The organism is Simkania sp., from assembly GCF_965215465.1.
In the GTDB taxonomy this organism is placed as follows: Bacteria; Chlamydiota; Chlamydiia; order Chlamydiales; family Simkaniaceae; genus Simkania.
In genome coordinates this window covers 1,082,775-1,102,481 of the sequence record NZ_OZ244056.1, presented here as the reverse complement: position 1 = coordinate 1,102,481, position 19,707 = coordinate 1,082,775, and the positions used below count along the sequence as shown (strand labels likewise).

13 protein-coding genes are annotated in these 19,707 nt (G+C 43.3%); 10 read left to right on the top strand and 3 right to left on the bottom strand.

Annotated features, from left to right (window positions below):
• The first annotated feature begins 2 nt into the window (after nucleotides 1-2).
• The 4 genes from yidC to ACOOFG_RS05000 all read left to right on the top strand — a co-directional run bounded on the left by yidC (nucleotide 3) and on the right by ACOOFG_RS05000 (nucleotide 10,646).
• Nucleotides 3-2,438 carry a membrane protein insertase YidC gene (gene yidC, locus ACOOFG_RS05015; protein WP_420422545.1) on the top strand — a complete coding sequence of 812 codons (2,436 nt, stop codon included), beginning with the start codon at nucleotides 3-5 and terminating at the stop codon, nucleotides 2,436-2,438.
• An 11-nt stretch (nucleotides 2,439-2,449) separates the two neighbouring features.
• Nucleotides 2,450-3,736 carry a DnaA ATPase domain-containing protein gene (locus tag ACOOFG_RS05010; protein WP_420422544.1) on the top strand — a complete coding sequence of 429 codons (1,287 nt, stop codon included), beginning with the start codon at nucleotides 2,450-2,452 and terminating at the stop codon, nucleotides 3,734-3,736.
• Between the two features lie 242 nt (nucleotides 3,737-3,978).
• A complete protein-coding gene (locus tag ACOOFG_RS05005) occupies nucleotides 3,979-8,964 on the top strand; it encodes a hypothetical protein (RefSeq protein ID WP_420422543.1) in 4,986 nt (1,661 codons plus the stop codon).
• Nucleotides 8,965-9,104: 140 nt separating this feature from the next.
• Nucleotides 9,105-10,646 (top strand): hypothetical protein, encoded by a 1,542-nt coding sequence (locus ACOOFG_RS05000; RefSeq protein WP_420422542.1) that lies wholly within the window; start codon nucleotides 9,105-9,107, stop codon nucleotides 10,644-10,646.
• Between the two features lie 117 nt (nucleotides 10,647-10,763).
• On the opposite strand, the gene ACOOFG_RS04995 is transcribed toward ACOOFG_RS05000, so the two are convergent.
• Nucleotides 10,764-11,297: a CesT family type III secretion system chaperone gene (locus tag ACOOFG_RS04995; RefSeq protein WP_420422541.1), complete on the bottom strand. Its 534-nt coding sequence runs from the start codon at nucleotides 11,295-11,297 to the stop codon at nucleotides 10,764-10,766.
• A gap of 332 nt (nucleotides 11,298-11,629) precedes the next feature.
• Here ACOOFG_RS04995 and ACOOFG_RS04990 point away from each other — a divergent pair, with 332 nt between their 5' ends.
• The 6 genes from ACOOFG_RS04990 (at nucleotide 11,630) to ACOOFG_RS04965 (ending at nucleotide 18,369) form a co-directional block, all read left to right on the top strand.
• The gene (locus ACOOFG_RS04990) at nucleotides 11,630-13,495 is read left to right on the top strand and encodes a glycogen debranching protein (protein ID WP_420422540.1); all 1,866 of its coding nucleotides are present in this window, start codon (nucleotides 11,630-11,632) and stop codon (nucleotides 13,493-13,495) included.
• Between the two features lie 34 nt (nucleotides 13,496-13,529).
• Nucleotides 13,530-14,195, top strand: a complete 666-nt coding sequence (locus tag ACOOFG_RS04985) for a CT253 family lipoprotein (protein ID WP_420422539.1) — start codon at nucleotides 13,530-13,532, stop codon at nucleotides 14,193-14,195.
• Nucleotides 14,196-14,360: 165 nt separating this feature from the next.
• On the top strand, nucleotides 14,361-15,224 hold the full coding sequence (locus ACOOFG_RS04980) for a CPBP family intramembrane glutamic endopeptidase (protein ID WP_420422538.1): 864 nt from the start codon (nucleotides 14,361-14,363) through the stop codon (nucleotides 15,222-15,224).
• Nucleotides 15,225-15,234: 10 nt separating this feature from the next.
• Nucleotides 15,235-16,488 carry a serpin family protein gene (locus tag ACOOFG_RS04975; protein ID WP_420422537.1) on the top strand — a complete coding sequence of 418 codons (1,254 nt, stop codon included), beginning with the start codon at nucleotides 15,235-15,237 and terminating at the stop codon, nucleotides 16,486-16,488.
• Complete coding sequence (locus ACOOFG_RS04970) at nucleotides 16,485-17,261, top strand: Stp1/IreP family PP2C-type Ser/Thr phosphatase (protein WP_420422536.1); 777 nt, start codon at nucleotides 16,485-16,487, stop codon at nucleotides 17,259-17,261. The genes ACOOFG_RS04975 and ACOOFG_RS04970 overlap by 4 nt, the downstream gene beginning before the upstream one ends.
• On the top strand, nucleotides 17,236-18,369 hold the full coding sequence (locus tag ACOOFG_RS04965; RefSeq protein ID WP_420422535.1) for a cysteine desulfurase family protein: 1,134 nt from the start codon (nucleotides 17,236-17,238) through the stop codon (nucleotides 18,367-18,369). Before ACOOFG_RS04970 ends, ACOOFG_RS04965 begins: the two co-directional genes overlap by 26 nt.
• Here the strand turns inward: ACOOFG_RS04965 and ACOOFG_RS04960 are convergent.
• Nucleotides 18,348-18,821: a hypothetical protein gene (locus ACOOFG_RS04960; protein WP_420422534.1), complete on the bottom strand. Its 474-nt coding sequence runs from the start codon at nucleotides 18,819-18,821 to the stop codon at nucleotides 18,348-18,350. The two genes, ACOOFG_RS04965 and ACOOFG_RS04960, sit on opposite strands and share 22 nt — an antisense overlap.
• Before the next feature lie 64 nt (nucleotides 18,822-18,885).
• Entirely contained in the window at nucleotides 18,886-19,626 is a 741-nt protein-coding gene (locus ACOOFG_RS04955; RefSeq protein WP_420422533.1) for a Rho GTPase-activating protein, read from the bottom strand.
• Nucleotides 19,627-19,707: the final 81 nt, after the last annotated feature.

Sequence of the window (19,707 nt, the reverse complement as noted above, 5' to 3'; positions counted from 1 at the left end):
CGATGAATACTCGAAGCATGATCTTTGTGATTGGCTTAACTGCCGTCCTCTTTTTCGTAAACCAGTACTTCACCTCTAAACGCCAGCAAGAATATGCTGAAGAGCGCAAACAACAAGAGCTTGTTCAAAAAGAGCAAATGTCAACGGTGAAGCAAGAGCTCGCACAGCGCACCGCTTCAGCAAAACAACTTCCAATCTCTCGCCTATTTGAAGATCTACAAGGACGCTCTTTTCTTTCTTGGTCAGTCATTTCATCAGACGATTCCTACCTTACAATGAACTGGGCCGAGAAAATGCCCAAACAAATCTATGTTCAAAAAGGCAACAACTTCATTCCTGTTCATCTCATCACAGGAGAAACAGGGATTGGAAAGCTCTCTCTTTACAGCGCAGCGCACCAACCTGAAATTGTCTCGACCTATGTGCCACAAATTGGCATGCAAGACATCCAACTCGTCACCTTCTCCGATGGAGCTGTTCAAGTCACTTTAGCGGAATATGAAAATGGACAAGTGCTCTTTCCTGCTGACACTCCCTCTTCTAACGCCATTGCGATGTATGAGCTCGAAGGTTCCTACCTTCCTGTTGGCCTCTACAATGCTGACAAAAATACTCTTCAACCAATGACAAACCTGAAAACGTTTGAAAATCTCACAACCTACCGCCTCGACATGCACCCTTCAGGAACCCCAAGTGAAGAAAAGTTCTATGTCTTGCAAAATGAATACATGCAAGTCGTCTTCTCAAACTGGGGCGGAGCCATTGCTGAAGTGAACCTTCCCTTTGAAAAAAGCTCACCAGAGAGTGTGGTACTGCCTATTAACTTTGATCGAATCATCGATAAGAAATACCCTTCAAATGCCCATTTTCCTAGCCGACCCTACTACACTGCAGAGAAAGGATCCGAACCTGTATTAAAACAACCGACAGAAGGTGGCTATTATCCCATGCTCCGCCGAGGAATTCAAAAAGGAGCCGACTACCCTCCTTACACTGTTCCTCCCCAATATTACGGATTTAACATCGTCTCGGAAGACCCAGAAACATCCCAGGTCTTTTACGAAATGACCCGTTTTGACGAAAATTCTATCGAATTTACTGCCAACTTCCAAAACCGCCGGATCACAAAAGTCTACTCCTTCCCTAAGACCGAAGAGCCCGCACCGTACTGCCTTTTTGCCACAGTGAAAGTCGATGGGGATTCACGAGGACTTTGGGTCACATCTGGTGTTCCCGAAGTTGAACTGATTTCTGGAAGCCCAGCCCCAATTATCAAATATAGCAGCGTCCAAAATCAAAAGTCGGTTGTTGAAAAACTCTCTTTGCCAAAAGAATCGACAACCATGAGCTCCATCGAGCCTGATTGGGTTGCCAACTCGAATGGATACTTTGCAGTTATCATGGACCCCTTAAGTGAAATTTCAGCTGGGTTTCAAGCGAATAAAGTTCCAGGAAATCTCGACCCTTCCCGTATCGTGATGATCGATGCAAAATACGACCTCTATCCTGTGAGCAAATATCCAGGTTACATGGTGCATATGCCGCTTCGTAAAACGTCCCAGCCACTTGATTTCCGCCTTTTCATGGGCCCTCAAGAACACAACATCCTCAAACAAGTGGACGCCGCTTTCACAAACCAAGTAACCGGATATAACCCTCACTACACAGAAACACAGAGTTTCCATGGATGGTTCTCATTCATTTCTGAGCCTTTTGCCAAATTCCTCTTTCTCATCATGAACTTCTTCTACAAAATCACCCACTCCTGGGGATTTTCGATCATCTTACTCACCATTGTTCTCCGTATCATGATGTACCCACTCAATGCATGGTCGATTAAATCGAATCTCAAGCTCCAAGCTCTCAGCCCAAAGATGAAGAAAATTCAGGACAAGTATAAGAAAGATCCCAAACGGCAACAGCTTGAAATGATGCAACTCTACAAGCAGCACAAAGCCAATCCACTTGGCGGATGCCTGCCGCTCATCATTCAAATGCCTTTCTTGATTGGAATGTTTGATCTTCTCAAGTCGACTTTCTCCCTTCGAGGAGCATCTTTCATTCCAGGTTGGATTGACAACTTGACGGCTCCCGATGTTCTCTTTTCGTGGAGCTACCCCATTCCTTTAATTGGCACCTCGTTCCACCTCCTTCCAATCATGCTCGGGGTGGTGATGTTCTTCCAGCAAAAGCTCATGTCAGCGAAGAACAAAGGTGAAATGACAGACCAACAAAAGCAGCAGCAAAAAATGGGCTCTATCATGACAATTGCGTTCACTGTGCTGTTTTACAAGTTCCCTTCAGGACTTAACATTTACTGGTTCTCTTCAATGCTCCTCCAAATCTTGCAGCAATGGTATGCTTCAAAGCGCATGCAGCTCAAGAATAAGCCTAGCAACCCAAGAGAAGTTGTCATCAACCCTAAAAAGAGCAAGTAAGCACCTGACTGATGAAAGCGTGGCATGACTTTCTTAAGACACTTGAGAAAGATCTGGGGAAAGAAACCGTTGAGAAATGGCTCAAACCACTCAAAGTTCTTAAATTTGATGCCGCAAACCTCTACTTAGATGCGACCGACTCTTTTCAAATTCTCTGGTACCAAGAGCACGTCACCAAAGAGCTTTTAGATCCGAGTGGGCGCAAAATCAAGCTCCACTTTTACCTCAATGGAAAACCCCTTAAAAGCCGCGCGAAAAAAACCACCCCTGAGGAGTCCAACCCTAAGCAGTATTTTTCTCCTGACCACCTTGCGTCGCATGCAACCTTTGAAAACTTCATCAAAGAAGAGTCACCTTTTCTCGCTTGTGACTTACTGACTCACATCGACAGCACCTACAATCCTATCTTCCTCTATGGCCCAGCAGGCTGCGGAAAAACCCACCTCTTGATGGCCACCGCCCATCAATTGAAACAAGCTGGAAAAAACGTCTTTTATGTCCGCACAGAAACTTTCACCGAACATGTGATACGTGCCTTTCGAACCAGTAGTCTCCAAGAATTTCGCCCTACCTACCGCAATTTAGATTGCCTCATCCTCGATGATGTCCAAATGCTCAAAGGAAAAAACACCACGCAAGAAGAACTCTTTCACACCTTCAACCGGCTCCACACCCAAGGAATGCAAATCGTGCTTAGCGCTAGTTCTTCCCCCCGCGAGCTCGAAGGGATTGAAGAACGTCTCAAAAGCCGCTTTGAATGGGGTATCACCCTTCCTCTAACCATGCCAACCCCCTCAGAGACGAAACAAATTCTCAAGACACGCTCAGAGTCTCTCTCCTTACCTCTCACAGAGCTGATGCTAGCGCATCTGCTAAGAACCTTCCCAACTCTTCCCTCACTCATCCGAGCCCTTGAAGCCCTTGCTCTACGCCTCCACCAATCCCAACTCAAACTAGACATCCCCATGATCGACCATCTCCTTCAAGACCTCATTCGAGAAGAAGAGAAGCAATTGCTGACTCCACACAAAATCTTGCAACACGTTGCTGCAACCTTTCGGGTCAATACCGAAGACATTTTGGGGAGAAGCCAAAACAAAGAGTGCGTTCTACCTCGAAAAATTGCGATGTACTTCTGCCGTACAGCCCTTAGGATGCCCTATCTGAAAATTGGAGAATTCTTTTCACGTGACCATTCAACAGTGATGTCAAGTGTGAAGCAAATCGAAAAGGGTAAAGCCTCAAAAGATAAAAACATCGCCTTTCCCCTCTTTGAAATTCAGCAAAAACTTGCATAATACACTGTAAACTAGTCATTTCGTATTTAGGTAAAAGATTCAAGATAAATAGGTTAAGTTTATTTTTTATTGGACTCTTTTCCTTATATCTCTTAAACTTGCGTCGCTTTTTTCAATTTTTTGAAAAAATCTAAAAAAAAAGGAATATAAAAATGGTGGGCCCTAATAGTTCATCGCTGTATCAGCGATGGGAATCTTGCATAGATTTGTGCACATTCGCAACAACTCAAATTATTTCTCTAATGACGCGTGAAGTCGCGGTGATGCATCCCTATTCTGTAGGTGCGCTAACGGCAGCGACATCTCATGCCCTTTCTATGACAGCTGCAAAGAATTATTTCGATCCCCAAACACCTGAAGCCCAAGTTGCCGTTAGAGCAATGGGTCTTGCCATCAGCACAATTGCCCTTCCTTACGTCATTGGAAAATGTGCCATCCACTCGGCCATTCGTTTGAATTTTGAAACAGCTATTCGCACAGCTGTCACAAGCTTGCTAGTAAAGACAACCATTTTTACCCTGTACTCGATTGCTAAATTTCTTGTGGATCAGTATCGCTGGGAAACTCCTAAAGAACTCAAAGATGTCGATAATCTGAGTGCCACACAGATGCCACATGTGAAGGCCTTTTTTGAAGAGCATTCAGATCAAAAAGAGGGGCTCACCCTAGCTTTGCAACATGCCTTAACCCTTCCTTTAGGCAAATGCTCTGGAACTGGCAGTGGCTGGACAAAAGAAAGCCTACAAGCTGTGCAAGCGCAAGATCTCAGTTTCCTCACACTTAAGCAGAAAAAAGAGCTTAACGAACTCTTTCTGCAAAACAATGTGCTGCCTTCTAATAGGAACTACGTGAAAGAAGAGCTTCCCTCTCTCCCAGACTCACTTACAAAACTTTCCTTAGAGCAGCTCAATTGGATCCATCTCATTGCACAGCTCTCAGATACAGAAGTGACTCCTGAGGTTGCAAAACAGTTCTATGAGCAAGGTTTCCAACCTGCAAAAACTGAATGGATTGATTGGGAACTGCCAATCCAAGCTGACTTACTGAGCAAGACTGACTTGTTATGGGTTGAAAATGATCTCATCGCCCATCCTGAAAAGTGGAGAAAACTTCGTTTTGAAACTCAAATAGAGCTTAAAGAAAAGATCTCACTACCTTATCTTATTTTCCCCAATTCCATCGAAGAAGTGAAAGCGCTCCCTTTAGCAGAACTCGAAAGCTACTCCCAAGCATTTGAAGAAAATGCAGATCTAAAAAATGAATTTTCACTTGAGATGCGTCGTGTTTTTGCTGATCAACTCGAAGAGAAATTAACGGGCGTCCTTCTGATCGTTGATGTAGACCACCTCTTCTTCGACGGAGAAGAAAGAGTGGAGCCCTACTACCTCTTTGGGCGCGTAACACCCAAGCAAGCCCTTGCTGTAACCCTCATTGTGATGGCTGTTGCTGTTCCTACTTTTGCATTCTTTTATTATGGCTCTCAGGCAACAGCTCCTATGCAAGAGCCCACGAAAGAAAGTAAAAATCAAACGAAAGACGTCATTCTTCCCTCTGACGAAGGAGATCCTCTTCCCAAAGTCGACCGCTGCCCTGATCACAACTGTTTAATGATTCCAAGTGAAAGCAAAATCATCGATCACTCGATGAGTCCAACAAATCTCATCCCCAATAATTCTTCTTGGACTCCTACTTTCGACGAAAACCTTCCCGCTACCGAAACTTATGCTCTGACAATTCCTGAAGGAAGCCATGCTTTCAGTCACCCCCTTCGTCCACTGAATATCACTGTCATAGATCGCTCATGGACAGAGCAGCCTCGTAATGCAAGCACTCCTGTCGTCGATGAAAAGGTTTGTTCAGTTGACGCTCATGCTCTGACAATTCCAGAGGGAAGTCAACTCACCGACCATTCAATTAAACGCATCCCAGATCTCAAAGTCAAAGATCTCTCGTGGGAAGCTAATTTAGAATCAGCTGAAAAAATCGATGATTACACACTTCAATATCTTCAACAACTACAAGACAAAGATCCTAGAGAAGTCTGTCCTGAAAACAATTGTGTTGTGTTTGGTTCACTATCTTCAAGTGCGACAGTTGAAACTTCACAATCTGATGTTTCTCCTGAGATGAAGTCAATTGACTTTCCGTTTCCCGAAGTCCATCATAAACCGACTGCACCTGTGATCACAGAGGAATTTTCTCATGTTGATTCTTCTTCAGAGACCACTTCAGCAGAAAGACTACCTGACCTTCCATTTGCAGGAAAAACTATCACCACGATTCCTCGCTCATGGACAGAACCTCGTAATACAAGCACTCCTGTCGTCGATGAAAAGGTTTGTTCAGTTGATGCTCATTCTCTGACAGTTCCAGAGGGAAGTCAAGTCATCGACCACACGGTTAAACGCACCTCAGACCTTACTGTCAAAGATCTCTCGTGGGAAGCGACTTTTGAATCAGCGGAAAAAGTAGATCATTTCTATTCATCTTTTCTATCAGCAGAACCTTTGAATAACAGCGCAGCTATGACTTCTTCGCCACTGATCGATCCCTCATATAATGCAACACGTCCAGCACTGCATTCTGCTACGCCTCCCGATATTGAGCCATACAATTTTCCTCCACCAGCAGATGTGATCATCACAAATTCTAGCGAGTGCGCCCCATTCGGGATCTTGGATAAAGTCACTCTCAATACAGAAACCGAATCGATTTCCCAGCCACAGCCTGAGTTTTCTTTTTGGCCCGCATTAGCTACTATTGGAACGATTTTAACATTGGGTCTTTTCCACAGAAGAAAAGAGGAAGAAATCCAACCTCAAGTTCAACCATCTAAGATCCAGGTTATAGGTTTGGACGGCAGGAAACTCCCCCCCTATATTGTATCTCTAACTCCCTCCTTTTCTTCGAAACATCAAGGCCTATTGATGGGAAATGAACGTAGAAGCTCAGGCGATCTTAGAATGCCGCAGCCTCCATCTGCTTCTCCATCCCCTAAAAGAAATGAGTCGGGACTTAACTTGGTACACCAACTTCCATCCGACCCTCCTCCAAGAAATTCGGGACCTTCGATCAAAGAAGATAGACAAATCGTAGTTGTTGAGGAGCGCCAAAACAGTGTTGAGCTTGCAAACCTCCTGCGTGAAGCTGAAGTCGCAGCATTTGATATTCAAATGGGTGGCGAGAGGTTTCAGATTGCCTTTGATTTAAACAATCCAGAAGTCCGCAGTCAGTTTCATCGTATGATACAACAATCTCAACGTGAAGTTCTCGCTATTGTAAGTACAGGTCCAGAGGCAATTTCTTCAGACATGAGAGCTCAGGTGGGAATTGTAGGCAATGAAGGAAACAGTGTTTTTAATCTCGATCTTAGTCATCCTGCAATAGCACAATCAATTAAAGATCTTGTCGTTCAAGCAAGACAAGCACTCCAACGTGAAGAAGTTGAAGCTTCGCAACAATTTGCTTTAAGGCATGAAAATTCTTCCATGAAAGCATCCCATCAACTCGATTTAGGGTATGAAGGTTCTATAGGATCTCCACAGAGAGGTCCTTTTGATTCTCAAGCTTCAGCAGTTGGAATGTCACCTCCAGCTGTCTCATCATACTCTAATGTTGGGAAACCTCCATCTAGACCTGATCGTTCGCCTAAGCTTTCTTCCTCACTTCACCTCGACCAAAACGTTGAAAATGAACGTGAATTGGAAAACTTACGTCAAGAAGTTCTAGAGCTTTATAATGCTGAGCCTACGAAACTTTGTAGACGTTATCCGAGCACTTCCTCAGCTGATAGTTTATACGTCCCACAAATAGAGGAACAGAGACTTCTCGCTATCTCTCAGCTCACCGCAAAGCTGAGACAATATGCCAAAAATAATAGGATCGATATTCCGGAAGTTACCCGTTATGGGATGATGCAACAGGAATCAGAGCTGGCAAACTGTGTTAAAACTCTTTTTCCTGAGCTTCAAAATATGAGCCTAGAGACAGGTCATGGATATGGAAATTCCTATCAAGATAAAGACATCTTAAGAGTTCACCCCATCGAACGCACAAATCAAGTTTTTGATTCGGGTAAAAATAGCCTCAATATTTCTTATACAACGCATCGAAAGCCAATCATTCAACAGCAAGCAACACGAGGTTGTACTGCAGGTTCCACAGCCATGCTCATCTATGAAAAGAGGCAAGCGCTAGATGCAAAAGGGATGATAATGAGAAACCTGGGTAACGAGCACGATCAAGAAAGAGATTTAAAACAGTTCGGGTTAAATCCCGTTAGAAAGCAATGTAAAACCCTAGAAAGCTTAAAAAGATTTATTAAAGAGCATGGATCCTGCATTGCCTCTGTGTATACTGTTGGGGAACATGTTGTTGTCGTTGATGCAGTCCTTGATGATCGCGTTCGTATTCGAGACCCTTACCATGGATGGGAAGTGGACATCAAAAAAGAGGCTTTTCTTGCTTCTTGGACAGAACGCAATGTGATGGGCATCTCACAGGAGCGAGGTCACTCGAACAAACCTCCTAAGGCTCCTAAGGTTTCAAAGGATAAAGGTGAGTCCTCTGTACGCGGCAACAAGAAGAATGAGAAGACGACATTTTTTGATCCCAAGAAGGATCGAGGTCTCCTTTCAAATGCAAAAGAACTTGTTTTTGATCTTGTCGATCAAAAGCAGCATTTGCGTATGCATCTAAAATTTCCAGGGCCATTAGGTCAGTTGTTGAGCCAGTCTGATTTTCGACCAGAAAAGGATTCAAAAGAAGAACAATCTTCTATCGAAAATCTCAAAATGAAAATCCCTGTGGGTCGAAAAACAGCCTATTACCAACTCGATCCTAAAAAAAACGCAACCACCGCTTTTGTCAAAGAATTGATTCATCTCGCAAGTTTTAGAGAAACGGTGCAAATATCTTCCGAAAATTCGGAAAAAGATTCTAAGCTTCGAGAGAAAAGCGAAGTCTCAGATCTTGATAGATTTTTTGCGGACGAAGCAAGCTATTCAAGCCCAAAAAACACTCAACCCGCCTGGCAAGTAGAGGAACAAAAGAAGCAGAGACAAGCGTTTTATAACGCTCAAAAAGATAAATGGTGGACGCATAGTTACTATTATGGAGACAATGGCCATCCAGCTAAAATGAGAAAATATCGTGTTGCTCTAGAAGAGTACCCAAGAATTCTCAAAGAGGCTTTTGGAGCAGATTTAGGAAAAATTTTGAACCATTAAAATGGTTAGCCCAAAAAAACCCTAATAATAGCCTTTACCAAGCAATTTTACGGACAATTGAAGCTCTTACGTGTTCACAGGACCCACAGTATTCATACATAACTGGTGGATATAGTTGCGCGCGAACGCAAAGATATACCTTGGTTCAAAGCCTGCGTGCTGCCATTTTAAGCCCTGAATACCAAGAGTTTCGCTTGAAGACCAAGGAAGAACTAACTAGTTTAAAATCTCTAGACAAGCTTTTTTGTCAAAATGTGATTCGAATGGTTTCTGAAACCATTTACTTGCCTGAAATCCATAGCCACATGAAAGAAGTCACAGACCTATTCGTCGGAACAAGTAGACATTACCGCAAACAAGGTGAAGATCGAGAACCTGTGACAGCAGAAAATTTCGTCAGGAAAATCGATCAAAGAAATGAGGATATCAAGCGTGCCCCTAAAGACATCCTTGGCAAATCTTCATCAGCACTTCAAGGTCAAAAAGCATCTGGAGCAATGGGAACTGAAGACTTCACTGGGACTAAAAATGTTCCTCATTTAAGAAATAGGTATGTTTATCGTCACCAAGAAACAGGTGAAAAACAAGTTATAAATTACTTCCGTCATGGTTGCCCTGTAACTGGAGGTAATGTCCTTAAAATTCTAGGTGGGATGTTTGGACGATCGATTTCTTACTACTCAGGCTATGATGTTGCACCAAGAAGTGGAGAAGCTGTGACCCCTGAATATGAAGAAATGCTTTATGCAAAAGCAGAAAGAAGAGAAGGGGACTTATACATCAACCACCAAAGAAGGATTCCTGGAGGAGTAGAAAACGAAAGAGATCGCGTGGAGGCCATTGAAAACTTACAAACGAGACACGACAATGAATTTGTTTTGACTCAATCAGTCGAAGGTTCTCTCTTTAAACGAGAAGGTAATTATTCCAAGATTACGAGATTTGAAGACCTGATTGAGGCTTTCATAGAAACCTATAATCAACAGGATGATGTTGCTCGAGGATTCTATGCTCAAAATATGCTGCCTAAAATTTTCTGGGATAACGAGAAACTACGCACCGAGTACTTAATAAAGCTAAAAGGACTCCTTCAAAAGATTCACCAAGAGTTTTTCGACGGCAAAGAGAAAATTGACTTTAGCGGTGTCAATCCTGTGAATCAAAAAGAAGCGTATCCTCTGCGTGAATGGCAAGTCTTTATCGAATTAGCCTACTCATTCATGAGAAAGGATCTCCTATTTAGGCTATCAGAGATGGAAACTAAGAGTGGCAAATATCAAATCACTTCCATGAAAGACATTTGCAAGGATAAGCTAGACCGCGGCGGGAATGAGGCGAAAAATGAAGATGAGACAAGCTACTACATGATTGGGAATCCAAAAGATGAGTGGTTTGAAAATACACTTTATCAACTTCTTGGTCCTCCGATCCTCGTGAAGAAAAAAGAAGCGATTCCTAGAAGGCTTAAGCCTGGTCTTGCTCTTTCTGAGTTCCTTAGAAATATGACTCCTGAGCAAAAACAAGCCATGCAAGATATGAACTTTTTAGGTTGGAAGATCAAAGAAGTTCAAGTCTCAAAAAGACCTGAACAAGGAGCTTTTCCAACCAAAGAGACTGCTCATACGAGTCAGGAATATTCTGATTTCTTATGGGCTAAAAGCAATCGTAAAGGTTTTGAGTAGCCAGACGTTAATTTGACGCAGTGATAAGAAGTTCCAAAAATGAACTCAAATTTAGAGATAAAAAAAAGCAGCCTTTAGGCTGCTTTTGAATCGTTATCGACGCTGTCTTGGTCGAGTTTAGATCTTGATGAAGCGATCGCCTGGTTTAGGCTGGTCGCCGCCTCCTGGAGGTTGTGGTGGCCCACCACCAGGCTGCATGCCAGCTTGTGGACGCTCAATTTGTACATCTTGACCTTCCATAATGCGTTTCGCTCGATCTCTCCACTTTTCAACCGACTCAACAAAGAGTGGTGCAAAGCGACGAAGCGAAGATGTATCTGCTCCAGCTCCCATTTCAAGCACACAGTGCATCAAAATGAGCTCTTCCTTGACAGCAACACCAATTCCACCACCAGCCATCTGGCCGCCAAGCATCGAACCTTCTAGTAAAGCTTCGTATAGTTTCAGTTTGGTTGGATCATCTTTTGGGAGACCATCCAAGATGGGAGAATAAAGGTAGAGACGATCTGAATTCGGCTCGTATGTCAAGTGGAGAGAAAAGGTATTGTCAATCCCTAAAATACAGGTATGGTTTTCATCGAATGCCAGTCCTTCGAGGTTTAGTTCTTTTCCAAACTCTCTAAGATTAGCTTTTGCATTTTCCAAAGACATCGATGTCTCCTCCTTGAATTATTGTTTGTAGCTTTTCATGTTCATATAAGAACACATTAAAGAGAGAATTTTTTCAGGCTGAGAAAAAAATAGCAACAAAAAATTCATCATTTCTTGACTTTCTTTTCAGTGAAAACCCGCTGTATTGGGATCCATCTCTCAGAAACCACTTTCAATTATAACAGTAAAATATTTGTTTTTCAATATTTAAAAATTTAACTATACACATCGCAATTCACTGTAAACAAAAGGTTTAAAAAATTAATTTTGCAAAAAATCACGACCTCCTATACTCCAGAATCAAGCAGTTCAATTTAAAATAATTAGTTTACATGAATCCCACTTCTACACCCGGATCTGAGTCCCCTCTAGGAACCTCTGCAACTGAAAAAGGGGTCAATTTTTCTGTTTTTTCCAAGCATGCTAATAAGGTCAAACTCCGCCTTTTTGAAAAGGGCCAAGAAGCACCCTTTGCTGCATTCGACATGCAACGAAGTGGAGATTACTGGCATCTAAATGTTGATCACCTTCCTTCGACTTTTGAATACACCTACCAAGCTGAAGGCCCTTATGATCCCAAAAAAGGACTCTTATTTAATGGAGAAATGGACCTCGTTGATCCTTACGCACGAGCTGTGAATGCAAGCGATAAATGGGGAAACCATCACACACCGATGCGATCCGTCTATGAAACACCGAAGCCTTTTGATTGGGAGCATGTATCCCGTCCGATGATTCCCGCAGAAGAGCTCATCGTTTACGAAATGCACGTGAGAAGCTTTACAAAGCATCCCTCGAGTGGCTCTAAAAATCCTGGGACTTATCTGGGAATGATTGACAAAATCCCCTACTTGCAAGAGCTCGGAATCAATGCCGTTGAATTGATGCCTATCCACGAGTTCAATGAAACGGAAAACCAACGGCGTATCCCTGGCAGTGGAGCAAGGCTCTTCAATTATTGGGGCTATTCGACTTCGAATTTCTTCGCTCCGATGCGTCGCTATGGCACAGAGGAAGATTTCAAGCTCCTCGTCAGAGAACTTCACCGCGCGGGTCTCGAAGTGATTTTAGATGTGGTCTACAATCACACATCTGAGGGGAATGATCAAAACTATTACCACTCTTTTCGGGGCCTGGATAACCCCACTTACTACATCGTCGATGAAAACGGCTATCATAATTACACAGGCTGCGGAAACACATTGAAATGCCAACATCCCGTTGTACAAGATCTCATCCTTGACTCTTTGCGCTATTGGGTCACTGAATTCCATGTTGACGGTTTTCGCTTTGATTTAGCCTCGATCATGACTCGTGGTGAAGATGGAAAACCTATGGATGATCCCCCAATTATCAAACGGATTGCGAATGATCCAATTCTCGCCCCAGCAAAAATGATCGCAGAACCTTGGGATCCGGGTGGCCTGTACCAGGTAGGAAGCTTTCCTTCTTGGAGGTTTGCGGAATGGAATGGAAAATTCCGTGATGACGTTCGAAAGTTTATTCGAGGAGATGGAAATGTCGAAGCCATGAAAAACCGCCTACTCGGATCTCCAGATATCTACACCGAGAAAGGAACCCCTCAGCATAGCATTAACTTTATCACCGTCCATGATGGATTTACCTTGCATGATCTTGTCTCTTACAACGAAAAGCATAATGAGCAAAATGGGGAGCAAAACCAAGACGGTGCGAACGACAATGAGAGCTGGAATTGTGGTGTTGAAGGAGAAACAACTGACCAAGCTGTTCTCGATCTGCGCCTCCAACAAATGCGTAATTTCATGCTTGCCTTATTTGTCTCTCAAGGAGTCCCGATGCTCCTCATGGGAGATGAATATGGTCACTCGCGCAAGGGAAATAATAATACCTACTGCCAAGATAATGAACTCAACTACTTTCTGTGGGATCAGAGTTCTCCTCTCTTCGAGTTCATTCAAAAGCTGATTGCTTTGCGCAAATCCCATCCCATTTTCTGTCAAAAAACTTTCCCATCGGCAGTCAAGTGGGAAGAAAAGGGCTATTTAGGCCTCACTCTTGGAGAGGAATTTTTCATCGCTTTCAACCCGTCTGATCAAGAGTATCCACTTGAAAAAGAGGGGTGGGAGCTCCTCCTTTCTACTGCAAGTCAAACGCAAACTTTGGACAAATTGCAACCCTATACATCTGTTCTCTTTGGAAAAAAGAAAGCTCTTTGATAGTATCATAAGAAAATCTTCTGGGAGTTTGAACATGTTTAGAAATCTCTGCCTCATTTTCGCCCTTTGTCTTGCCTCCTTTGGGTGTTCAAAAAATGTGAATGAACAAGCTACACGTTACTATGATGATGGGAGATCAAAGCCCATTGTGGCACTTGTTCCCGTTTTTGACCGAAGCGGAGCTAAAATTTCTTGGAGCCTTTCAGAAGAGTTTACAGACCACTTGCGTCAACGGTTCTTGAAGCAAAGCCAATTTTACATCAACACCCCAGATCAAATTAATGCCGAGATCGAAACGCTTAATGAGACAAACGACCCGTTCTCTCGCGACTACGCCTGGATTGGAAAAACGTTTGGGGAAGAAGAATTCGTTGTCTTTGCAGAACTTGTGGAGCACGACATTCATCCCAAAGCCTCAAAGAAGAATTTTCTCGATAAGCTAACTCCCTCATGTGAACTCTCCATGACCATGCGTGTCCGTGTCTTTGATCTGCGCGGAGAGAAACCTGAAATTGTATTGCAAGAGCTGATCCACCAAAGCCACCTAATTCCCAAGCCTTCTGATCTATCAGAGCAAAACGCTGAAAAGTGGAAAAAAATGACTTTTTCAATCAGCCCCCTAGGATTGGCTCATAGCCAATTCTCCAAAGAAATCGCTAAACGGATTGAAGATTACATTCTCCTTTCAAAGAGTAGATAGCACTTCATTACAAACAATTTAGGAGGTAGTTTGACTAGATTTTTGGCGAATTTTGCATTCTTAAAATCGAGATCATTGTTAATGTGACAAGACGAGATTTTTGGAGAGCAAAAGACGGTGAAAAGATGTCAAACCACCCCTTAAATTTTTTGAAATGGAGTGCGTTTGGAAAATGTTGTTGTAGAGCACCTCGAACACGCGGCGCTCTTTGCTCTCATAGGAGCAGTCGTTACATGGATTGCTAGAAGGTGTGGATTTTTTAAGCTACATGATAGTCTCCCAGCTCCTCGTATCCAATACCCGATTATCGGCATCCTCCTCTACTTAGTGCTCTTCATTTTTGCCGTTCCTTTTGCCTTAAAGTTCTTTTCCCTCGTTTATAGCCCCTTAGAAACAACGTTTCAGGCCCATCCTGCGCTTTTTATTGCAACAGCTCAAGTCCTTTCAATCATGATCATCACCTGTTTTGTGATCATGTTTTCCCTTTTCCAAGACCGAGATGTTGTCAAACGCATTTGGAAAGAGAACTTTACCTTTCCCTCTGCTCTAAAAGATTTTGGTCTAGGGGTTTTAACATGGGTGATCAGTTTTGCAGTCGTAGCTTGCGTCGACCAAGTTGGAGATCTGTTAACCTATCTTGCACTTGGTGTCCCACGTGTTGAACAAATTGCAGTTAGGTTCATACGTATGTCTGCTGAGTCCCCCTTTCTCCTTACAGTCGCAACAATTTCAACAGTTCTCGCAGCTCCGGTTTTAGAAGAGTGTATTTTCCGCGGATTCATGCAAACCTATCTGAAATCCAAAATTGGTTTCGTGAAAGCCCTCTTTTCCACTGCATTCATCTTTGCTGCTTTTCACTTTTCACCTACTCAGGGAATCAGCAACATCACCCTCATTTTATCCCTTTTTACCCTCGCTTTATACCTCGGTTTTCTCTATGAAAAACGGAAATCTTTGATCGCCCCAATCGCTTTACACATGACATTCAATTCAATAAGTGTTATTCGTATAGTTTTATTTTCAAGCTAACTGGGTCTCTATGAAAAGAGCTCTACTCATCGTCTTAGTATTTCTCTTCGGAGCTTGCGGCAGCCTTGAATCCACTCTCTCTAAAAATACAGAAACACTGATCAACGATTTAAACCAAGCGGCTTTCCTTGAGTTTTATCTCATTAAAAAAGGTCATAACCCCCTCGTTTCTCCTTACTCCATTCAATCGTCTCTTCTCATGGCATACATGGGTGCAAGAGGACAAACAGCCAAAGAAATGGCTCAAGTTCTTTCAATGACTCTTCCTCAAGAACAATTAGGAGACTCTTTTTCACAGCTTACTGACTACCTTCTCGCTCCCAAATCAGAACAGGGATATAAGCTCAAAATTGGAAATGGAATGTGGATCGATGACAATCTCACAGTTCTCTCTACATACAAAAAAACGGTTGCAGATGATTTTAACGGTGACGTGCAACAAATTGATTTCGGAGCGCCTACCACAGCGGTCGAAACCATCAATGCATGGGTCTCAGAAGAAACCGACAATGCCATCAATCACTTTTTGTCTCCTCAAGATATCAATCCTTCAACCGTCCTCCTCCTAACAAATGGACTCCTTTTGAAAGGTCCTTGGGCCTCTCCCTTCAATTCAAAACTCACAGAATCTAAACCCTTTTTAACAAGTAAAAATGTTTCACTAGACGTTCCAACCATGCATCAAATTGGAATGTTCCCGTACTACGAAGATGATAACTTTCAAATTCTCGCTCTTCCCCTCCTGAGTGAAAACAACCAAGCAGAGCTTGCCATGCTCATCTTTCTACCTAAACAGACCCTACTCACAGATGTCTTTGACTTCTTTTACGCCAAGCAACAGCAAAGCCCCGAGAATTTTCTCGACCTTATCAACAAATTCGAAAACACACAAGTCAACATCAGCTTGCCAAAATTTGCCTTCAACAAACGATCCTTTCTGAAAAACTTCTTTCTTTCGATTGGGATGAAAGACGCTTTTTCAAGAAGCGCAGATTTTTCAGGAATTACGGGATCAAAAAACATCTACATTAGCAATGCTTTCCACGAAAGCTTTCTAAAAATCGACGAAGGAGGCATCTTTGCTGCCGCCGCATCAGGTGTTCAATTCAATCTGAAATCAGCCCTTCCCGATCAGCCCCCTAGACCTTTTAATGCCAACCATCCCTTCTTCTACTGCATTGCCGATCTTAAAACCAAACTCCTCCTTTTTATGGGAGTACTTAACGACCCTTCTCTTTCAGACAATGGGGATAAGCCTCAGTGAATCACTTTCCCTTTAAACTCTCCTCTTTTGGTCTTTCAGACATTGGTCTCGTCCGATCAAATAATGAAGATGTGTGGTCCTATCTAGATGAAAGTGGATTCTTTGCCTTAGCAGATGGAATGGGAGGTCACAATGCAGGAGAAGTGGCTGCTAAAGAAGCGGTCCGATTTGTTTGCTCCTCGGTTGAAGAACTTTTCGTCTCGAGTGAAAAAGAGTGGAACATTTTTGACCTTTGCTCTTTTACAAAGCTCTGCATTGAAAACGCCAACAGTTGGGTCCATCACTTGGGCAAAAAGAAAAAAGAATACTCAGGAATGGGAACGACCCTGTGTACTCTTCTTTTCCACGAACGTTCCCTCATCTATGGCCATGTAGGAGATAGTCGTATTTACCGCTACCGGCAAGGTCAGCTCGATCAGCTCACCATCGACCACTCGCTCAAAAATGAGCTCATTTCTCAAGGAAAGTTTTACGAGTCGCCTAATAAACCTTTTCCCTATAAAAACGTGCTCACCCGGGCCATCGGAACCCATGGAGACGTCGAAGCAGAAATCCATATTGCACCAGTCAGTGTCGATGATTTATACTTGATGTGTTCAGATGGGCTGACCGATTGCGTCACAGACCAAGAAATTTCTTCAATCCTTCGCCAATCGAAAGATCCCAAAGATATCACTTTGGAGCTCATAGAACTCGCCAAAAGGAATGGCGGCAATGATAATATTACTATTGTGAGTGTCCACGTTGATGAAGAGGATTTATCTAGATCATAACGCAACTACCCCAATTGCCCCCCGCGTCGCAGAGGCCATGATGCAAGAGCTTACTAAGGGGCCACAAAACCCTTCCAGCGTGCATTTTTTTGGCCAACAAGCAAAGAAAACTCTTCTTACCTCTCGTCAAACAATCGCTCGGTTCCTTAAAGTGAAACCTCAAGAGATTCTCTTCACCTCAAGTGGAACTGAATCTATGAACCTCCTCATCCGAGGCTCTCTTCCTTCCAAAGAGTCGCATCTCATCACGACCGACCTTGACCATCCTTGTGTCTATGAAAACATGCAGTCGCTTGATCAAGCAGGCTACAACGTCACCTTCCTTTCACCCGGAAAAGGCGGTGCACCCACACCTGAGCAAGTTGCTGCAGCCCTTCGTCCCAACACCAAACTCATCGTCTTATCTACCGTCAACAGTGAAACGGGTGTGAAACTCGATATCGATGCTATCGCAAAAATTGCAAAGGATGCAAACGTTCCCCTGATTCTCGATGGAGTTGCCCTCCTCGGCAAAGAACCTTTTACCATCCCTCCAGGCGTCACAGGGATGGGGTTTTCCGCTCATAAATTTCATGGCCCAAGAGGTGTAGGCTTTTGCTTTCTCCGCTCCGGATCTTCTCTCTCTCCCCTCTTTCTAGGTGGAAGTCAGGAGAATCAACTGCGCGCTGGAACTGAAAATCTTCCGGGGATTGTCGGACTCGCAACTGCGATCGCTTTGCTAGAAAAAGAAGGGATGACCTACTCAGCCCACATGCAGCATTTACGCGACCTTTTTGAAAAGACATTAATAAAGTCGATTCCCAACCTGCAAATCAACGGAGCAGGGCCACGCATTGCCAACACCAGTAACCTGTGCATTCCTGGAGTCGATGGAGAGTCGCTGCTGATTCATCTCGATATGAAAGGAATTGCTGCGAGCCACGCAACCGCCTGCTCTGCAGGGGCAATGGAAGTTTCGCGCGTACTTCTCAATATGGGACTTTCCAAAGAAGAAGCAAGCTGCTCCTTGCGCTTTTCCTTTAGTCGCATGAACACTGAAGAAGAAGTGATCGAGGCAGCACAAGTTATCTCAGATGCAGCGGAGAGCTACACTCGTCTTCCCCAGTGAGGATGAGGGTGCGGAGCGGGTTTGACTTTATAAAAAAGGAGTTGGTGCATCAAATCAACACTCTCAACCATCATGACCGAGTGCGTTAATTCCCCTGGATACCCCAACCGCTCAGAAAAGTAGGCAGTCGCCTTATATGCTGTAAAAAAAGCAACGCCAAGCGCGCAAATTTTAAAGATAAACCCGTAGTTTTTTTGAATATTGAGAGTCGACCGATCGGTTGCTTCAAGAAGCTCTGTTGTGAGACCTTTAGTCGCACCTGCAACGGCGCCAAAGATGAACATTTTGCAGGGATCTAGCTCTTGAGGCATGTACTCTTCTGCAAGGTCTGCTGTCTTCGCCATCTGCTTAAACCAATCAGAATTGAGAAAGTAGCTTGAGACTGTTGCATTGAAACTATTGCGACAAGCTCCATGATAGGCCGAAGAGACCATTCCACATAGAAAACTCATAGAGATTCCTCCCTTTAGATCTAAAGGGAGGCATTATGCTCTGATAGCTGAATTAACCCAAGGATTAAATCCCGAGCGTTGTGCGATTCTCCAAAATATACATAAAAAATGCATTTTGCTTTGACTGGTCTGCCATCATTTGCAAAGGATCGGTTGACTGAGGAATCAAGTTGGGCATCAACGTCAAAGCCAAATTAGACGAAGTCATTTTATTCACTTCACTATGGCTTGAAACCGCTGTAATGTGATTTAACATATGTGTAAGAAAAGCCTTTTTTTGAGAAGTCAAAGAGCCAATAATAGTTTTTACATCAGAGATTTTTTGCTGTTCATTCATGCCTTCTAAATTTGGAATGGTTGCAGGAAAAACCTTTTTTTCTGCTGGCATGTCTCGAAGCATTTTTTTGATGCTGCAAGCTGCTAGATGAGCATCCATATCTGACTTAACTCCATCTGTTTTTCCCTGAGAGACTTGCTCTGTGAGTGCGTTAAGCTCTGCAAAAGAGGTCGCCTTTCGGTAGATCCCTTCAGTTGATTTCGCCTTCTCCTCAACAATCTTCATCAAATCGTGCAAAGCAACAGGAACCCCTGTTTCCTTATGCATTTCAATCGAAGAACTGGTCCAGTCACTGATCGCCCGGATCATCAGAGATGGTATAAACCACATTGCATTTCCAATCGCAGTAAATAAAATTTTTACTAGATCCCCAACATTAAATGAAACCGACTGTAGTGCATTCACTTCAACTCGAGCAACAATGGGTGTGTCTGGAGTAGTTTGAACAGTTTGAGGTGTTTGTACCATATTTATCCCCCTAGATAATTTAATTGTTCGCTATTAATTATAATAGAAAAACGTTTTTATATCAAACTTTAAGTTATTGTT

Coding starts and splice junctions, on each gene's coding strand:
- ACOOFG_RS05005 (WP_420422543.1), top strand. CDS start 3,979: ATGACGCGTGAAGTCGCGGTGATGCATCCCTATTCTGTAGGTGCGCTA.
- ACOOFG_RS04995 (WP_420422541.1), bottom strand. CDS start 11,297: ATGTCTTTGGAAAATGCAAAAGCTAATCTTAGAGAGTTTGGAAAAGAA.
- ACOOFG_RS05010 (WP_420422544.1), top strand. CDS start 2,450: ATGAAAGCGTGGCATGACTTTCTTAAGACACTTGAGAAAGATCTGGGG.
- ACOOFG_RS04985 (WP_420422539.1), top strand. CDS start 13,530: ATGTTTAGAAATCTCTGCCTCATTTTCGCCCTTTGTCTTGCCTCCTTT.
- ACOOFG_RS04990 (WP_420422540.1), top strand. CDS start 11,630: ATGAATCCCACTTCTACACCCGGATCTGAGTCCCCTCTAGGAACCTCT.
- ACOOFG_RS04955 (WP_420422533.1), bottom strand. CDS start 19,626: ATGGTACAAACACCTCAAACTGTTCAAACTACTCCAGACACACCCATT.
- ACOOFG_RS04975 (WP_420422537.1), top strand. CDS start 15,235: ATGAAAAGAGCTCTACTCATCGTCTTAGTATTTCTCTTCGGAGCTTGC.
- ACOOFG_RS04965 (WP_420422535.1), top strand. CDS start 17,236: ATGAAGAGGATTTATCTAGATCATAACGCAACTACCCCAATTGCCCCC.
- yidC (WP_420422545.1), top strand. CDS start 3: ATGAATACTCGAAGCATGATCTTTGTGATTGGCTTAACTGCCGTCCTC.
- ACOOFG_RS04960 (WP_420422534.1), bottom strand. CDS start 18,821: ATGAGTTTTCTATGTGGAATGGTCTCTTCGGCCTATCATGGAGCTTGT.